This is a genomic window from Brevibacillus sp. Leaf182, assembly GCF_001423865.2.
GTDB lineage: Bacteria > Bacillota > Bacilli > Brevibacillales > Brevibacillaceae > Brevibacillus > Brevibacillus brevis_C.
Window position 1 is genome coordinate 240810 of record NZ_LMPN02000037.1, and the last position, 15972, is coordinate 256781.

Here is a 15972-nt window from a genome sequence, read left to right on the forward strand (position 1 = left end):
AGGCAAGTTCATGGATGAGGAAAGGAGCGGTGATGATGGTATCCCCTTTTGAAACTGATTTGAAATGGGAAACCCTTTTAGAATACGGCACCCGTCAATTTGTGAAAGGAAAAACAGCTATCTATAAGCAAGGGATGATGGGAGAAGGTTTTTATTATCTTCATAAGGGTTTGGTCAAGATTGTGACCTCTACCTTCAAGGGGAAAGATCGCCTGGTGAACATCGTAGTCCCTGGTCAAATCATGGGACTTCAAGCGATGGATCAACAACCACATTTCACCACGGCTATTGCTGTAAAGAATGCAGTCGTCTACCATTTCTCCTGTTTGCAATTCCTCGAAATGCTGAAGGCACGCCCTGAACTCTTGTCTCTTTTCACCCAAACAATCAATCAAAAAATGCGGATTCTTCTAACCGCCATCAACATGAAGGCACTGACTTCAGAAGAGCAAATCGCTCGTCTCCTGCTGAACATTTGCGAAGACTTTAAAAACCACGAGGTTCCCCTCACTCAACAAGAGCTTGCTGAATGTGCTGGTCTTACCCGTATCACTGTCTACAAGATCCTGAAGGCATGGAAGGAACATGGCATCATTGAAATCAAAAACCGATCCTTTGTCGTCAAACGCCCGGATATGCTGAAGCCTCCACAGCTTACGGCACACTCTGCTCGCACAGTATAAGCCTATCAATGTGAAAGGTGGTCACAATGGCCTGTCTCCGCTATCAGTGGACCCCGTATCTCATGTATGGCAAGAAGATCGAAATGGGAAAACATACACCGATCTACCATCAAGGCGATGTGGGAACGGGATTTTATTATCTAGATAAAGGGAGCGTTAAGATCACTCTCTTATCTGAAAACGGGCATGAGCGGTCTATCGATTACATCCCCACGGGTGGGTTGTTCGGGGAACACGGGGCCTATAACGGCTCATACCTGACATCAGCCATAACTACTTCTCCTTGCGTTATTTACTTTTTCTCCGACGAGGACTTATCGCGCGTATGCCAAGACCACCCACAGTCAGCAGTGATTTTCACCAATTCACAAATCTATAAGCTCCGTCTCCTGGCTGAAATCATCGCGTTCACTGACAGTCCGATTGAGCCTGCGATGGCTAATTATTTACTCAAACTGATAGCTGTGTACGGAAATGATCATATCCCTATCGACCAGAAGTCTTTTGCACGCTATATTGATACGTCACGCATTACGGTGAACAAGACTTTGCAGAAATGGCGACACCAAGGCTTGATTGACTTATCTGAGCGTAGTGCCATTCGCGTTGTGGATATAGAGGGATTACGTGAGATCTATTCTCGTATCCACTGTAAATAGGGCGAAGCCAATCCGGCTCGCCCCTCTACATTGAAAATAACCTTTGTTAAATCTTGATACAGCACTGTTCGGTTCTGCTTAGAGTAGATGCATCTTGGCTTCTGCCTCGTCCCACGGCACCGAGTAGCCAGCCCCCTTGGCGCAAAAGATCGAGGAGGATGTATAAACCGGATCTGCATCCTTTTCATAGCTTTTCCTTTCAATCACTTCCTCCGCGTTATGGCAGCGATCGTATCCGCCAAATACACAGCGAATGCTGCCTCGACCATGCGTGAAAGAAGCGAATTCGGTACTGTAATTCATGAATGTTGCTACGGGTACTCTTCCCGTAATGACCGTATGCGTATCTGACATCTGCGGTGGCTCGAACGAACCTGAGGCGCGTTGAATATCCGAAAGTACCCTCCCCATCTCGTTTATTCCCACCTTTATTTTGAAGTCATAATAGGGTTCTAACAGTATGTTCTCCGCTTTCTCCAGCCCCTGCCGCAGCGCACGGAAGGTGGCCTCACGAAAGTCGCCCCCATGCGTATGTTCGTTATGCGCACGGCCTCTTAAGAGCGTAATTTTCATGTCGGTGACCGGCATGCCTGTCAATAGCCCATGATGCTCCCGTTCGTAGAGATGAGACCGAACCAGATTCTGGTAGTTAAAACTCAGTTCATCTGGATGACATAGGCTAGTGAAGTGGATTCCGCTTCCTCGCTCTCCCGGTTCAAGCAGGAGGTGCACTTCCGCATAATGCCTGAGCGGCTCGAAGTGTCCATATCCTGTCACAGCAGACTGTATCGTTTCTTTATACAAGATTTCCGGTTGGCCGAAAGAGACAACGAAACCAAAGCGTTCCTTCACAACCTGCTCCAGCACTTCTAACTGGATCAGGCCCATGACGCGAATGTGAATCTCTTGCAAACTCTCTTCCCAAACCACATTCAGAGACGGATCCTCCGCATTCAAAATGCGAAACGCACCGAGCACCTGCTGCACGTGAAGCGAACTGTCAAACTGTACTTTCGACTGTAGTGTCGGCTCAGTCTCATAAGCAAACTTGTCTGAGCAGAGCCCCACTCCTTGTCCAGCTTCGGCCTCGGACAAGCCGACGACCGCGAACAAATCGCCGGCAGCTACTTGTTCAACTGAGTGTGATTTCCTACCATTAACCATTAAGATTTGTGTAATCTTCTCTTCGTATCGAAGTCCACCGCTCTCATAGCTAAGCAGCTCCCGTACCTTCAGCTTGCCGCTCAGCGCTTTGACGAACGTAAGCCTCAACCCGTTTGCTGTGTGTCGAATCTTATAAATGCGCCCCCCGAACGGAGCCGTCTCGTCATAAGTCGCAGTCGTCAACAAGGACAGTTGATTCAGGAACTCTACCACTCCATCATCCTGCAATGCCGAGCCGCTGGCACAGGGGAAAAGACTCCCATCTCGTATCATCTCCTGCAAGGCACCCAGCCAAAAAGCTTGATCGACTCTTTCCTCTATGAACGCTTCAAGCAGTGACTCGTTCCGCTCCGTCATCATCTCCCGCAGCTCCTCACCGACGATACTGTTGGCGAAGTTGTCCTTGACGGAACAGACATCCCTTGTCAACTGACTGCGTATCTCCTCTTCCGTCCTGTTGGCATCCGCGCCTATCCGATCTGTTTTATTGATGAAGAAAAATGTCGGTATCCGATGTTTGCGCAACAACTGCCAGACTGTCTCGGTATGACCCTGAACACCTTCTACCGCACTGACAATCACGATAGCGTAATCCATTACCCCGATCGCCCGCTCCATCTCGGAAGAAAAATCGACGTGTCCAGGTGTATCGATCAAATAATAAACGTCGCCCTTATCGTTCATGACCGCCTGATCGGCGAACACGGTAATGCCTCTTTTCCTCTCGATATCGTGGCTGTCCAAAAAGGAATCTTGATGATCCACCCGGCCCCGCGACCGGATACTATTCGTATGGTATAGCAACTGTTCGGCGAAAGTAGTTTTGCCCGCATCCACATGGGCAAACAAGCCGATCGTTAGACGCTTCATGTTATCCCTCTTCCAGAGCTACTCGACTGCCATTTCTTTTCTCATTAAAACATAAAAATGCAGAAGAAGAATAGGCTTGCCAGGTTAAAACCATGGGTGCAAACTTAAGAACATCCTAGCCTACTGCGCCTGCAGTTTTTTTACGTCCATTTTTGACACTTGCAAGCTCTCGTCCAATCAAAAGGTAAATTTTGTTAATAAGCTATTTTAGATCGTCATAAAGGAGGAAGTATCTGATGAAAAAGAAGAAATCTACTTCTAAGAAATTCAAGAAAGTAAAAGGTCAATTGGTGCAATATCAACCATATGAATCATCTGGGCAATATCAATCACGTGCTAGACGTTGTTTCCCGTGTTGCTGGGAAGATGGCTGCGGTTATTGTTGCCCTAGCCACCCCCCAGTAATGTGACCATCCTCTAAATAGAGCGATCATTGGAATTCATGGACACTCTTAATTATACAAGGAGTGTCTTTTTATTTGTGTCACATCACTGCTAAAAAAAGCTGCAACTGGATTATCAAGGGCTTCCATTCGGCAGAAAAAGGACCCACCTTGTAAGAATCAAGATAGGTCCTTTTATATTATAGTTAAGAGTTGCTTTTCCTTTTTGAATACAATCTCTTCGTGTTTTTACTTCAGAGCTTCGTCAAACACAGATTCTATTTGATCCACCTCTTTTGACACCGCGAATAAAACAAACTGCCCTTTCGTCTTCAAAACATGCTTTTCGATGAGAAAATACTCCTCTGGGCGATAGTCTTTAAATTTGATTGTTTGTGCCTCGATCCGTTGTTGTATTTTCTCTTTTACATTTTCGGTGTCGCTCGCATCTTTAACTTTGATAACAGCAAGTTCATCCGCTTTCACATTGGATGAAGCCGTATACAGGATGAAATTCTCTACCTTTTCTGCCTCGATCTGATACAACTTTTGCAGTTTTTCCAGATCCCTTTGCTTCATATCCTGAAAACTTACCGTTTGTTGAATTCTTTCTCCCACTTTTGCAGCCGAAAGTTCTTCGGAAGTTCCGCCTTCACCGGAGCATCCGGCCAACATTCCCATTCCGATAGCAAACATAAGCAGTACAGACAAAAATCGCTTCATTGCATTCACTCCATGATGTTTAGAATAGAGGTGTCTTCAAAAAACGTTTTGACGTTGTAAAGGAATAACATCTCCTGAAACTGCCGATCTTGTATGAGCTTTGTTACGGAACCCTCATAATATCGAAGGTCAACGACATCAATCTCTGCGAAGTGTTCGGCCAAAAAGGGAATCAGGCTATTGGCGTACGAATCTTTCACGATCAGCAGCTTCTTCCCTTCCGGATGGTCGGTTGAGATTCGGACCCATGCATGGTTGCCGTTTAGGAATACTGCATACTTATCCTTTTTATCCAAATTGTCCATCTGGTACATGGAATCTGCGGTACGACCTTCGTCCACGTACTCCACCTTCTTTTTGCTTTCCTTTTTCGGCAGATAAAGATCGATACGATCAGGCTGCAGATGACGGAAGCCGCTCTTCGAATAGAGCGATCCATAGAATACATCCGTTACCTGCCGGATGTTGAACGCTGCTTCGTCTTTGGGAACAATCCCCATCTGCTTGCACAACGCTCGGTAAGCATGATAAGCGCCTTTGCTAGTCCAATGATGATCCGTTTTATAAAAAATCGCTTCTTCGCGTACGGCATACAGCGCAGGATAGACATCGACGAAGCGAATAGCAGGTTGAAGCGATTGCCGAACTCGATTGAGCGCAGCATGCTCGTCGCCCATTGGTGCGTAGGCGGGAAGTTTATCCCGAAACAACGCGCCGGGGGTCGGTACCAGCATGATATACTTGCGAAGGTCAGGCGTTGTCTGGTGAATCGAATGGATGGCCTCAACTCTGTCATTCACCTCGGTGTCCAGCGGCGATGAGAAATGTTGAATCAGGTACCCATCCTTTCCCAGATAAACACCGTTGCTGTCCTTTTTGCCCATAACTCGATCCGCATCCGTTTTTAGCCCGATCCAAACGTCCCGGAAAGCAAATTGATCGGTGATATAGGTCTCGTAATCAGAAGTGAACTTCCCCGCCAGCAGTGATCGCAGTGAAAAAGGGGGCCTCCTCTCGAGCACCCTGTTTTCTGATTCCGAGAATGCCTGATCAGGGGTCAGTATGTTCAAAACGGCCATCATGAGGATAAACAGCAAGAATAACAAGCCCGTCACGGCTCGCGTCCGTTTGTCATATCTAGTCAAGACAGCTACCTCCCCTCAAAACCGAAAATATAAGAATGGATTGTAATCCTCAAAGACCAAATAAGCTGACGACAAAACCAAGCTAATGATAGAAAATGCCAGAGTAGCTATCATGCCTACCGAATTCCATCGCGCTTTCATTTGCTCCAATACTTTCTCTGGCAGCGGTGTCGCGCACAAGGCCAACAGAACGAGCAATCCCCCATACGTCGTCAGGTCGTAGAGCGCCTGGCGATCCACCCATTCTTGCGCCCCGAAACCAAACATCGCACCCATGAACATCCATGCGTACGGCAAATGTTCGAATTCAAAAAAGACCCACCCGACAACGACAATCAGCAGCGTGTAGAAATGTCCTGCCCAGCTCGGCCAATGCTTCAGCCATTTCAGCAAAAACAGCTTCTCAAACACAACGAAACAGCCGAAATATAAGCCCCATACGATAAAGTTCCAGCTCGCCCCATGCCACAGACCGGTTAAGAACCATACGATCAAGAGGTTACGGAACTGCTTGCCCAAGCCCATTCGGTTGCCGCCGAGCGGAATATAGACATACTCCCGAAACCAGGAACCGAGGGAAATATGCCATCTGCGCCAAAATTCCGTAACGCTTCGTGAAATATACGGATGCTTGAAGTTTTCTGGGAATTCGAAACCGAACATTTTGCCGAGTCCGCGTGCCATATCCGAATACCCACTGAAATCGAAATAAATTTGAAACGTAAACGCCAGGATGCCGAGCCATGCGGAAAGGACAGTCAAGTCCTCCATCGGCGTCGTCTTCACGTTGGTCCATAGCAGCCCGATATTGTTGGCTAGTAGCACTTTTTTGGCCAATCCCCGGATGAACCATTCCGCTCCTTCCCCGAACCGCTCCAGCGTTACTTTACGAGAGACCAGTTGCTCCGCGATATCTCCATATTTGACGATCGGACCTGCGACCAGTTGGGGAAACATCGTGACGTAAGTGCCGAAAGCGACAATATTTCGTTGTGCCGGCACTTTTCCTAGGTATACATCCACTACATAGGACATCGTTTGGAACGTATAAAAGGAAATACCGACGGGTAGTGGCAGATCAGCCACCTGAATATGCAGACCGAATAGATCATTCACATTCGAAACAACAAACCCGGAATATTTGAAGAAACCGAGAATCGCCAGACTGCCACAGATGGAGCCGAACAACACTGCTCTGGCAATCGGCTTTCGGTGACTGTACTTGTCGATCACGAGCCCATTGATATAATCAAATACCGTTGTAAAAATCATGATGATGATATATACCGGTTCGCCCCATGCATAAAAGATGAGGCTCGCTGCGAACAGAACAGCATTTCTCAGCTTATTGGGCGACACATAATAAACGAGCAGTACGGCGGGCAAAAATTGAAACAGGAAAATCAGACTGCTGAATACCAACGTTCGTTTCCTCCCGCGCCGTTATTTTGCGCTCTTCTTGCGACCCAGCTCATCTTTTATGTAATCGAGCAGAATCGGATAAAACTTGGCTTGGAAATGAATGCCGTCCGCATCGTACATTTCAGGATGATCGGCCACAATTGAAGACACATCGATGTATCCGACTTGTACCTTACTTGCGAGCTCCTTCAATCCCTTATTGTAGTCGCCGATATTTTGATAGCGGGGCTCCGCTTTTTCTGCCTCTGCCGTCACCGGGGTAACGGATAATATCGTGATCGACGCCTCTGGAAGCCTTTCTTTGATGCGATCGATCAATTGGGTGTAATGTGATAACGAATATTCCTTGGGATGGTCGGTCGGCCATAAAATGTCGTCGGAACCCAACTGGATAAAAATATGCTCGGGTTTTCGCTTGACTAATTCGTCCACATCTTCCAGTGCGAATTCAGCCGTTTTCCCTGCACCTGCGAGCACGTTCTCCTCTTCCAGCACATCATGGTAAGACAACCCCTCCGTAATCGAATCTCCGAGAAAAACGCTTGTTTGATACTGTGATGCATATGAGGTTTGCTCCGGATTGGAGATCTCTCCGGCTTGCCTGGTAATCTCGGAAGCGGGTGGTTGTCCATTGGTGCCGCATGCCGCAACGGATAAGGCGACCATTGCGAACAGTGTAATACTCATCATTTTCCTTTGCACGTTCATCTTTCCCCTTTCTTCTTGAACAAGGTAAAGAGTAATCGTCAAAGATCAAGATCAGATGCAGATCGTGTGCAGATTGGGTAGAAATGCAATAAAAAAAGTGCAGAACCGGGGTTCTACACTTTCTTTTTCTTCAATTCAAAATAGAACAAGACTCCTTCGTCCGTATTCATTGCCCCATAAAACGTTCCATGCAGTTCTAGTATCTGCTTGGAGATTGCCAGGCCCAATCCGGTTCCTCCGGTCGAACGGTTGCGGGAATGCTCGCCGCGGTAGAAACGATCCCATATCTTCTCCAACTGCTCGGCCGGAATATGGACGCCTTTGTTTTCGATACAAATCTTGACGGTATCCCCTTCTTCAATCGTCGAGATGACAATATCCTCTTGTTCAGGCGTGTAACGTATGGCGTTTGTCAGGAAATTCACGATCACCTGCTCGATTCGATGCTGATTGGCGATGACTTCGACTGGGGCTAAACGGTGGTGTAACTGCAACTGCTTGCTGGCAAGGTCAGGTGCCAACTTTACGCAGATTTGCTCCAGTAGCACATCAATCCGGAACGAATCCATCTGCATTCTATAGGTACCAGATTCATATTTTGCCAATTCCAGCATATCCGCAACCAGCAGGTTCATCTTTTTTACTTCATCTTCCATCGCAGCAAAATAGTAGTCTCGCTTCGGGCTGTCCGCCTTATCCTTCAAAATGTATAGGCAGCTTTCCATGATGCTGAGCGGAGTTTTCAGCTCATGCGACACGCCAGCAATAAATTCCTTGCGCGTTTGCTCTAGTCGCTTTTCTTTCTCAATATCCTGCTCCAGACGGACAATATGGGCATGCAGCATATCCGAAAGCCGATTAATATTCCGTGACAGACTGCCGATCTCATCCTCTGTCTTGATCGGAATTTTTTCAGAGAAGTCCAGCTTGGCCATTTTTTGCGTCATGTCGTCCATGCGGAGCAAAGGAGCTGCTATTCTACGGGAGTAATAGAAGGAGGCGAGCAGAACGAGCAGCAAGGTACCCGCAATGATGTAACCATAATAACTTCGCATAACCCCCGTTGCTTCGTTTACGGGCTGTAGCGATGTCATGGCGAACAGATAGGCGGGATTCCCTATTTGATCAGTCACGCGCTCTACGAATATTTTGTATTCCATATCGTTCACTTTGTATTCCGTTATGGTACTTGTTTGCACCACATCATCTCCGTATAGCAGATCCGCTTGAAAAGCTTTCACCCGTTCAAGAAATAACCGGTTCGTATAGCGGGATACATCCGCGCCTTGCGGTGTCTGGACCTGTGTGATGGTTCCGCTCACCAAAACGCTGGGATAACGCTCATGGTATTCGGTGGGATTCTTGAATCGCGGGACGACCTCATACTCTTTTTTGACGAGCTGCTGATTCTCTAGCTGATCTTCCTCTCTGAGATTGGAGACACTCCTCCCGATCCGTTGCGGATAAAATTGATTATCGATCATGATCCCTTCCATGGCAATCTGTTGACCCACTTTCACAAAGGTATCCAAGAAGGGGGTATCAGTGCTTACATCCTCCACATCCATGACCGTGTACAATGGAACGACAATCGACTTGCCAGAAAGAGCTGTGTTTTCGTCTGAGTTCTCCAGACGGACCTCCATCTGGAAATCGTCCGTGTATTTCAAATGGCCTCTTTCATCCAATCGAGCAAACCAGGCACTCGTCTTTTGATAAAACTCCTGTTCCTTCCTGACTTCATCCTGGGAAGCTCCTGCATGAGTCAACTCGTTTTGCCGATAGAATTGAAGGGCTTCCTTCACCTTCTCTACCTTTTGATGCACATAAAACTGCTCGAAAAATACGGTTTGTCCGATAAAAATGCTCCCGATCACAAACAGGCATAAACCCGTCGTGAGCAGAAACAGCTTGCGTACAATGCTTTTTCTCATGGCCGGTCCTCGAATTTATAACCGGAACGAACAACAGTGACGACATGCTTCGCATGCTCTCCCAGCTTGGAACGCAAATTGCGAATATGGCTGCTGAGCGTACGATCCTCGCCGACAAAGTCGTAACCCCAGATTTTTGTAATAAGCTGTTCTCTGGTAAGAATGATGCCTTTGTTTTTCATCAAGTAGGCCAAAATTTCGAATTCCGTGTGCGTCAAGCTATAGTTTTTTCCCTCAATCGAAACGGTTCGGGACGGCAAGTGAATCGTGATCCCGCCGCCGGACAACATATCCGCTGGTTCGTGCATTTGCCGATTTTCCAACAAGCGTTTGGAGCGTGCCAGCAGGATGGGAGGACTGCACGGTTTCACCACATAATCGTCCGCCCCGAGCTCGAATCCAAGCAACGTATCATCCTCATCCGAACGAGCTGTTAACATCAGAATCGGGACGTTGGAAACTTTGCGAATACGTCTGCATACTGACCACCCGTCCAATTCCGGCAGCATAACGTCCAGAATGATCAAATGCACTTCATGCTCCTGAAATAACGTCAGCGCCTGAGTCCCGTCCCCCGCTTCCAACACTTCGTATCCTTCGTCCATCAAGTATTCTTTCATAATCTCTCGCAAAACCTGCTGGTCTTCCACAATCAGTATCGTTTTCGTCATGCTAATGACCTCTCGTCCTCTATCTCTCTGAAGATATTTTTTAGAATGTTATCATGACTTTGGGGTCGTCACAATATGGCAGGTCGTAGAGGACCCCATTTTCTAATCAGGCAAGTTTCCAGACCGTGCGAGCTATCGCCCATGCCGGACGCAGAACAAAAGCCAAATCCTGTCATCTAACAAGATTTGGCTCGTTTTTACTATCAATCTTATTTTTCAATTTTGTAATAGCGATCCCCGGTCTTCGGATTGAAGTATACACGACGCTTTTCCTGAGTTACCGGGTCGATCATCACTTCATTCGTCGACACAAATCCAGGCGGAACGATTTCTCCGTGGTCTGCGTGCAGTCGCTTGTCCTTGATTTTGGAAATAATTAGCAAGGTGATGAAAAGTAAGATCTGAAACACAATGTAATAAAGGACATAAATCATTCATTACACCTTTTCAACGACAACTGCTGTACCGTATGCGACAACTTCCCCCATATTTCCCATATTTCCAGAGTCGTAACGACACATTACTACAGCGTTAGCTCCCATGGCAGTTGCGTTTTTAATCATGCGGTCAAGCGCCTGTTTGCGCGCGTCCTCCAAGAGCACCGTGTATTCCTTGATTTCTCCGCCAATTACTGAGCGAAGACCTGCCATGATGTCTCCCCCAATTCCGCGTGCTCGAACGATCAAGCCGAAAGTCGTTCCTTTTACTTCAACGACACGATATCCTGGAATGTTTTCTGTTGTTACGACGATCATTTGCTTCTCCTACTTTCTGCTTTTATTTTTGAAGACCACATGTAGCACGATGTCAGCGCTAAAATGACTAATAATCGCAGCTTCCAAACCGTACCGCCAATATAGCAAGCCAAACAAGATGCCCAAGATACCGTTTAGCAACAACGTCCATACAGTGACCACGTTGCCTTTTCCGTACGTCATGTAATTGGTTGGGAGATGGGATGCAGCGAAAACAATGGCAGCGATACAGATGCCCAGCCAATAGGAAATTCCCATCCATCCAATCTTCTGTGCCAAAAATACGATAACAGTCATAACCCCTAGACGCATGAGTACTTCTTCGCAAACCCCTCCGTAAAAAGACGAGAGAAAGCCGAAGAATCGCGATGAAATCGGTTCTTTACCCATTATGGTGGTCATGTGTTGTTGAAAGAAAAAACGATCCACCCATTTTACCAAGAGGCCTACGGCGATACCTGAACCAATAGAAACCACCCAGAACGACCTGACGGAAAACGGCAGCCCTGCTCCAGACACCCAGTGATCGAGAATCCAGAGTCGAAGACCAGTAGAAGGCATGAGCCATAAGCCTATAGCAGTAGCCACAGTCAGAAATACACAACTCTGAATGATCATAATCGCAACCATGACGGAAATAGGCGGGACTTTTTTATTAGGGTAGATGGTAGCTTGTAGCTTTACATGTTGGCGAATCATGTTGGATTGAATAGGTATAGTGCATAGAGCGCAGAGTACACTAACCAACCAGATCAGCCAAAAATGTTCCATTTCTACGCCTCCTCTTTAGAATTCTGATCGTACAAAAAAGTACCAGCCCATGCTGAATTTGCTAATCGCCGTTGCGAGTACTTCCGGAGCAGATGGGGTTGGAATTTTGATAACAGCCCCTTCCGCCAGTCCAGTGGAATTGGCCCAAGATAGCACTGATGAAAAAAATAAAATAGACAAATTGGATTTATTTATGTGATGACCTCACTTTCTAATAGAATTGGAGAACCCATTTTAATAAGTCTTGAAAAACGGTCGTATTTAGTGAGTAGTAGATGTTTTGCCCTTTTCGTTCGTCGTAAACCATTTGTGCCTGTTTCAACAAACTAAGGTGGTGGGAGATGCTGGGCTTTGTCATTTGAAAATGGTCGGCTATTTCTCCAGCCGTCATATCTTTCTCCCTCAACAGCTCAAGAATCTTTCTTCTTGTGGGGTCAGAGAGTGCCTTAAATGCGTAATTCATTGACATAATCAATCGATCCTACTTTCATTCAGCACCTTTAGATACTTAGGAATTTATCTAAATATTAGGTTGAGAAATACCTTGTGCCAGACTCGTAAGACACCACTGGATCGTCCATCTATATATTGATTCTACCATAAATGAAAAATTCCTCCAATAATTTACACAAAGAACGTAATTCGTCAATGAAATCGAACATATGCAGCCGTCCCCTATTCTAAATGACTTGGTTTGGGCTAAATATTTGCTTACAGGTACTTTCCGAAGTATGTATAATGTCGAGTGACATAAGTATTTTCTTACCACGCGCAGTCAGTATGCTTGTTTGTATCACTCGACACATGAGCACAACTTATCAATTACGATTGGATACGTGAATATCTAAATGTATGCCAAATTTCATTATCATCCTTAATGGTTAGATAGATTTGCCCCGCTCCATAATCCGCCATGGCTACGTACACTTTTCCAGGAGTATACTCGCCTACATATTTCCCATAATAATCGCTATCAAACGTTAATCTTCTTCCTGATATTTCAAAGGTTACCGATGTCCCTGTCGCTGCAATACATTTGACATTTACTTTATCTACTGATGCCTGTTGATAGGTTTGATCATTTTGCGTTTGCATTGGACTTTGCTGTCTAACAACTTCTAAATCCTTTTTTAATGCTTCATTCTTTTTCGTACATGCTGACAATGCTTCTTGTACTTCCGCCAGACGTCGCTCTAATCTGGCAATGTGTCGCAGTAATTCATAATCGTTGTAAGGTCTGCCTTCTCCCGCCGAAATTGGATAATAACCCTCTTGTGGATACCACCCGTACATAAATTCCCTCCTCCATTGGCTTTGCTACACTTTACGTTATGAATTTTCCGCCTATTCGTTCGCCTATTTTACCAGAAATTGGTTTCTGGTAGACCTTTTTGTGCTGATTTATCGCTTATCAAATTCCACTCCGTATTTATTGAAGATGTCCTTGTATTTATTCTCGAATATGGTCCATCGCTTTTCTGTTCCGTACTTTTCCTGCAAAGCCTTCCAATAATGTTTAGCCGCTACTACATCATTGGACTGTAAGAGCAAATGAAAGCTCTCTTCGCTCAGATGTAAAAATGGACCAGTGGTGTAATAATCAACAATAGATCTGGCGCTGGTCATCGTATCATAGAAATGAATAACCTCTTCTAAACCACTTAGTAGCGTTTTTCTTACATCATCCATATTCGTATCACGAGTGATTGAAAATCGATCTGGAACAGACTCAACGATTTCCCCAATTCTTGCTCTGAAGTGACACTCCGCTTCTTGAGGTGCTGTTAAAATCTCTCTCGATTGTATTTGTGCCAACTCCGCTGAATAAATTCCACAGTTCACATAAAACATGACATGATCCGCTGCATTGCCAGCAGATTTTTGGAAGTTGAACATGTAGATGAGGCTGTTTTCTGTTCTCTTAGTGAAATTCAAACTCTTCTTTGCGAAGCCGTGATTGGAAAGGAACGGCTTTACGTCCTGTTTAATCATATTGGTAAAGAGCTGCTGCAACCTGATCCCTCCTAGACGTTTACGTTAGATTTTTTATTTTAAATATGTGCCAAAAATCAAGAGCGCTTACACCAAGACCAAGTGAGGTCGAGCAGGGCAGCGACGAAAGCTCCCGCAGTGTACCGTACAAGGTCCGCCGTCAAAAAGCCTTTTCCTAATACCAACGCCCCAAGAGTTGTCTCCCGGAGGTGATTGATCCAATCGGCCTGATACAATTGGCTAGCCTCGATCCCAAAGCAGAACGCGAGGCTGCACCACAAAGAAAAAGAAATCTTTTTATGAGCATAACAAGTGCGAAAACCATAGTAGATCATACACGCCCATAATGCATCGCCAAAATGCTCAGCTACAAAGACAGGCAACACATCGGCGTATGCTCTGGACCCTAAGCCCAAAGCCATGACAACAAAGACGGCTACGATGTAGACGCCCCTGTCTCTCCATCGACACACCAATCGCTCGTTACGTATGCGCATAGGTATCGTCCGGTAGTACTTCCATTCGGCTTTGTGCATACACTATCAATCTTCCCTGTGTTTAGTCTAAATCTATTTTTCACAGTCTAACACTTTATAGAAGTCCAAAATTATTGGCTTTCACGTTAGACTCAGTAGTATAACGGATACTCAGCAATACTGGAGTACAAGTCTGAATAAAATCAAAGTAGAATTCTAGACACCAGTTATTGAACTACCTGGCAGTTTTGCTTAATTAAGAATCTTTTATCTTATTTTCTATAGTATGGCCTCTTTGGATAATAAGGCATGTACCCCGTTTACACCATTGACTAGCTGCGTTATACGCAAATCAACAAGAAGACTTGACAAATTTAACGCTTCTTTTCGCTCAAAATTATACAATTCCTGCATCCAATCAAGCATTCCCTCTAAGGCAATCATCGCTGCTTCATGTACATCTTCATGGAATCCAAAGGTAATTCTCTTAAGGGGAGTTTCTGCTCTTGGAAACGATAAACATTGATCAATGACTGTGAAGGTTAGATCGACTAACTGCATTGGGCATTCGAGAGCTGGGCTAGATACCTCTCCATCACCTTGAACAGCATGACCGTCACCAACAGAAAAAAGGCCACCTTCTACTGCTATCGGTAGGTATAAAATACTGCCAGGTACAAGTTCTTTACAATCAATATTCCCTCCACAGAACCTTGGAGGGTAAGTGGAGTGTATCCCTTCCTCATTTGGAGGCATGCCCATAATACCCATAAAGGGCTTGAGCCGTATTTTATGTCCTTTGTTACTAATCCCTAGATTGTTAGAAGCATCTAACTCCCACATCAAAGCATACTCTGGTCCCTCGTGAAGATCCAATCTTTTGTTAATCGTATTCGGAAATCCACCTCCGGTACTCCAGCCCCAATTGCCGGTCTTAATATCGTTTATACGAATAGCCAAGGTTTTTCCTTCTCTTGCTCCATTAATATAGATAGGTCCGATCAAGGCATGGCCGCTGTCTTGTGGATGATCTCTTTCGCAGAATTTCTCTCTTACACCGTCGAATTGAAATGGACCAGCATTCCACCCGGCGTCAATAGTCTCAAAGCGAACAGTGTCGCCCGAATTGATTGATACTATTGGAGTGAACTCTTTTGAAAAAGAACCGTGCAGAGTTGAACGATCTGGGTGAATAAAAAACTCTGCCATATAGACACCTCCTAATTTGCATCCCATATTATTTTATATCAGGAAATGCGTGGTAAACTCACTGAGGTTGTGATTACTTTTCGAAATATTGCGCTAACGAAATCGATAGCCTAAGTAAAAAGAGGCAGTCAGGACCTTCTGACTGCCTCTCTAATTTGACATTTAAGTACATATGCCATTTACATGTAGTTTTTATGTTTTGTAATAAAGAACTACAGAAACACTTTATTTTTGAGTCTAAAACAGATCACTGAATAGTATCTATGCCTATCAAGTGATCTGTTTTATGATGTTGAGCTATTTCCGCCAAAAAGTTGAACAGCCTGGCTTCTCCAAGATATTAAATTCGAGTATTTTCTAAAGGAATGAGAAATCAACCGGACTATCCAAATACACGAGGTTGCCAG

Annotated in this window: 17 protein-coding genes; 2 read left to right on the forward strand and 15 right to left on the reverse strand. The window is 45.4% G+C overall.

Annotation, left to right across the window (positions count from 1 at the left end; genetic code table 11):
- The first annotated feature begins 35 nt into the window (after positions 1–35).
- Entirely contained in the window at positions 36–683 is a 648-nt protein-coding gene (locus ASG16_RS28240; RefSeq protein WP_056488504.1) for a Crp/Fnr family transcriptional regulator, read from the forward strand.
- A gap of 26 nt (positions 684–709) precedes the next feature.
- Positions 710–1342, forward strand: a complete 633-nt coding sequence (locus ASG16_RS28245; RefSeq protein WP_056487558.1) for a Crp/Fnr family transcriptional regulator — start codon at positions 710–712, stop codon at positions 1340–1342.
- A gap of 78 nt (positions 1343–1420) precedes the next feature.
- Here ASG16_RS28245 and ASG16_RS28250 read toward each other — a convergent pair whose 3' ends face one another.
- The 15 genes from ASG16_RS28250 to ASG16_RS28320 form a co-directional block, all read right to left on the reverse strand.
- On the reverse strand, positions 1421–3376 hold the full coding sequence (locus ASG16_RS28250; RefSeq protein ID WP_056487561.1) for a GTP-binding protein: 1956 nt from the start codon (positions 3374–3376) through the stop codon (positions 1421–1423).
- A gap of 632 nt (positions 3377–4008) precedes the next feature.
- Entirely contained in the window at positions 4009–4482 is a 474-nt protein-coding gene (locus tag ASG16_RS28255) for a DUF4358 domain-containing protein (protein ID WP_056487564.1), read from the reverse strand.
- A gap of 5 nt (positions 4483–4487) precedes the next feature.
- Positions 4488–5627 (reverse strand): DHHW family protein, encoded by a 1140-nt coding sequence (locus tag ASG16_RS28260; RefSeq protein ID WP_056487566.1) that lies wholly within the window; start codon positions 5625–5627, stop codon positions 4488–4490.
- A 15-nt stretch (positions 5628–5642) separates the two neighbouring features.
- A complete protein-coding gene (locus tag ASG16_RS28265) occupies positions 5643–7049 on the reverse strand; it encodes an MBOAT family O-acyltransferase (RefSeq protein WP_056487570.1) in 1407 nt (468 codons plus the stop codon).
- 21 nt (positions 7050–7070) lie between these two features.
- Entirely contained in the window at positions 7071–7757 is a 687-nt protein-coding gene (locus ASG16_RS28270; RefSeq protein WP_056487574.1) for a GDSL-type esterase/lipase family protein, read from the reverse strand.
- A gap of 113 nt (positions 7758–7870) precedes the next feature.
- Positions 7871–9691 carry a sensor histidine kinase gene (locus tag ASG16_RS28275; protein WP_056487578.1) on the reverse strand — a complete coding sequence of 607 codons (1821 nt, stop codon included), beginning with the start codon at positions 9689–9691 and terminating at the stop codon, positions 7871–7873.
- The gene (locus ASG16_RS28280) at positions 9688–10362 is read right to left on the reverse strand and encodes a response regulator transcription factor (RefSeq protein ID WP_056487581.1); all 675 of its coding nucleotides are present in this window, start codon (positions 10360–10362) and stop codon (positions 9688–9690) included. Before ASG16_RS28280 ends, ASG16_RS28275 begins: the two co-directional genes overlap by 4 nt.
- A 209-nt stretch (positions 10363–10571) precedes the next feature.
- Positions 10572–10796, reverse strand: a complete 225-nt coding sequence (locus tag ASG16_RS28285) for a hypothetical protein (protein ID WP_048033140.1) — start codon at positions 10794–10796, stop codon at positions 10572–10574.
- 3 nt (positions 10797–10799) lie between these two features.
- Positions 10800–11117 carry a heavy metal-binding domain-containing protein gene (locus ASG16_RS28290; RefSeq protein ID WP_056487584.1) on the reverse strand — a complete coding sequence of 106 codons (318 nt, stop codon included), beginning with the start codon at positions 11115–11117 and terminating at the stop codon, positions 10800–10802.
- Between the two features lie 9 nt (positions 11118–11126).
- Positions 11127–11888, reverse strand: coding sequence for a CPBP family glutamic-type intramembrane protease (locus ASG16_RS28295; RefSeq protein ID WP_111914533.1), 762 nt, complete (start codon positions 11886–11888; stop codon positions 11127–11129).
- A 211-nt stretch (positions 11889–12099) separates the two neighbouring features.
- Positions 12100–12357 (reverse strand): autorepressor SdpR family transcription factor, encoded by a 258-nt coding sequence (locus ASG16_RS28300; protein WP_056487587.1) that lies wholly within the window; start codon positions 12355–12357, stop codon positions 12100–12102.
- Between the two features lie 353 nt (positions 12358–12710).
- On the reverse strand, positions 12711–13181 hold the full coding sequence (locus ASG16_RS28305; protein WP_056487590.1) for a hypothetical protein: 471 nt from the start codon (positions 13179–13181) through the stop codon (positions 12711–12713).
- 108 nt (positions 13182–13289) lie between these two features.
- A complete protein-coding gene (locus tag ASG16_RS28310) occupies positions 13290–13901 on the reverse strand; it encodes a DUF4304 domain-containing protein (RefSeq protein WP_056487594.1) in 612 nt (203 codons plus the stop codon).
- 56 nt (positions 13902–13957) lie between these two features.
- Complete coding sequence (locus tag ASG16_RS28315) at positions 13958–14416, reverse strand: ribosomal maturation YjgA family protein (RefSeq protein WP_056487597.1); 459 nt, start codon at positions 14414–14416, stop codon at positions 13958–13960.
- A gap of 219 nt (positions 14417–14635) precedes the next feature.
- Complete coding sequence (locus tag ASG16_RS28320) at positions 14636–15565, reverse strand: acetamidase/formamidase family protein (RefSeq protein ID WP_056487600.1); 930 nt, start codon at positions 15563–15565, stop codon at positions 14636–14638.
- Between the last annotated feature and the right edge of the window lie 407 nt (positions 15566–15972).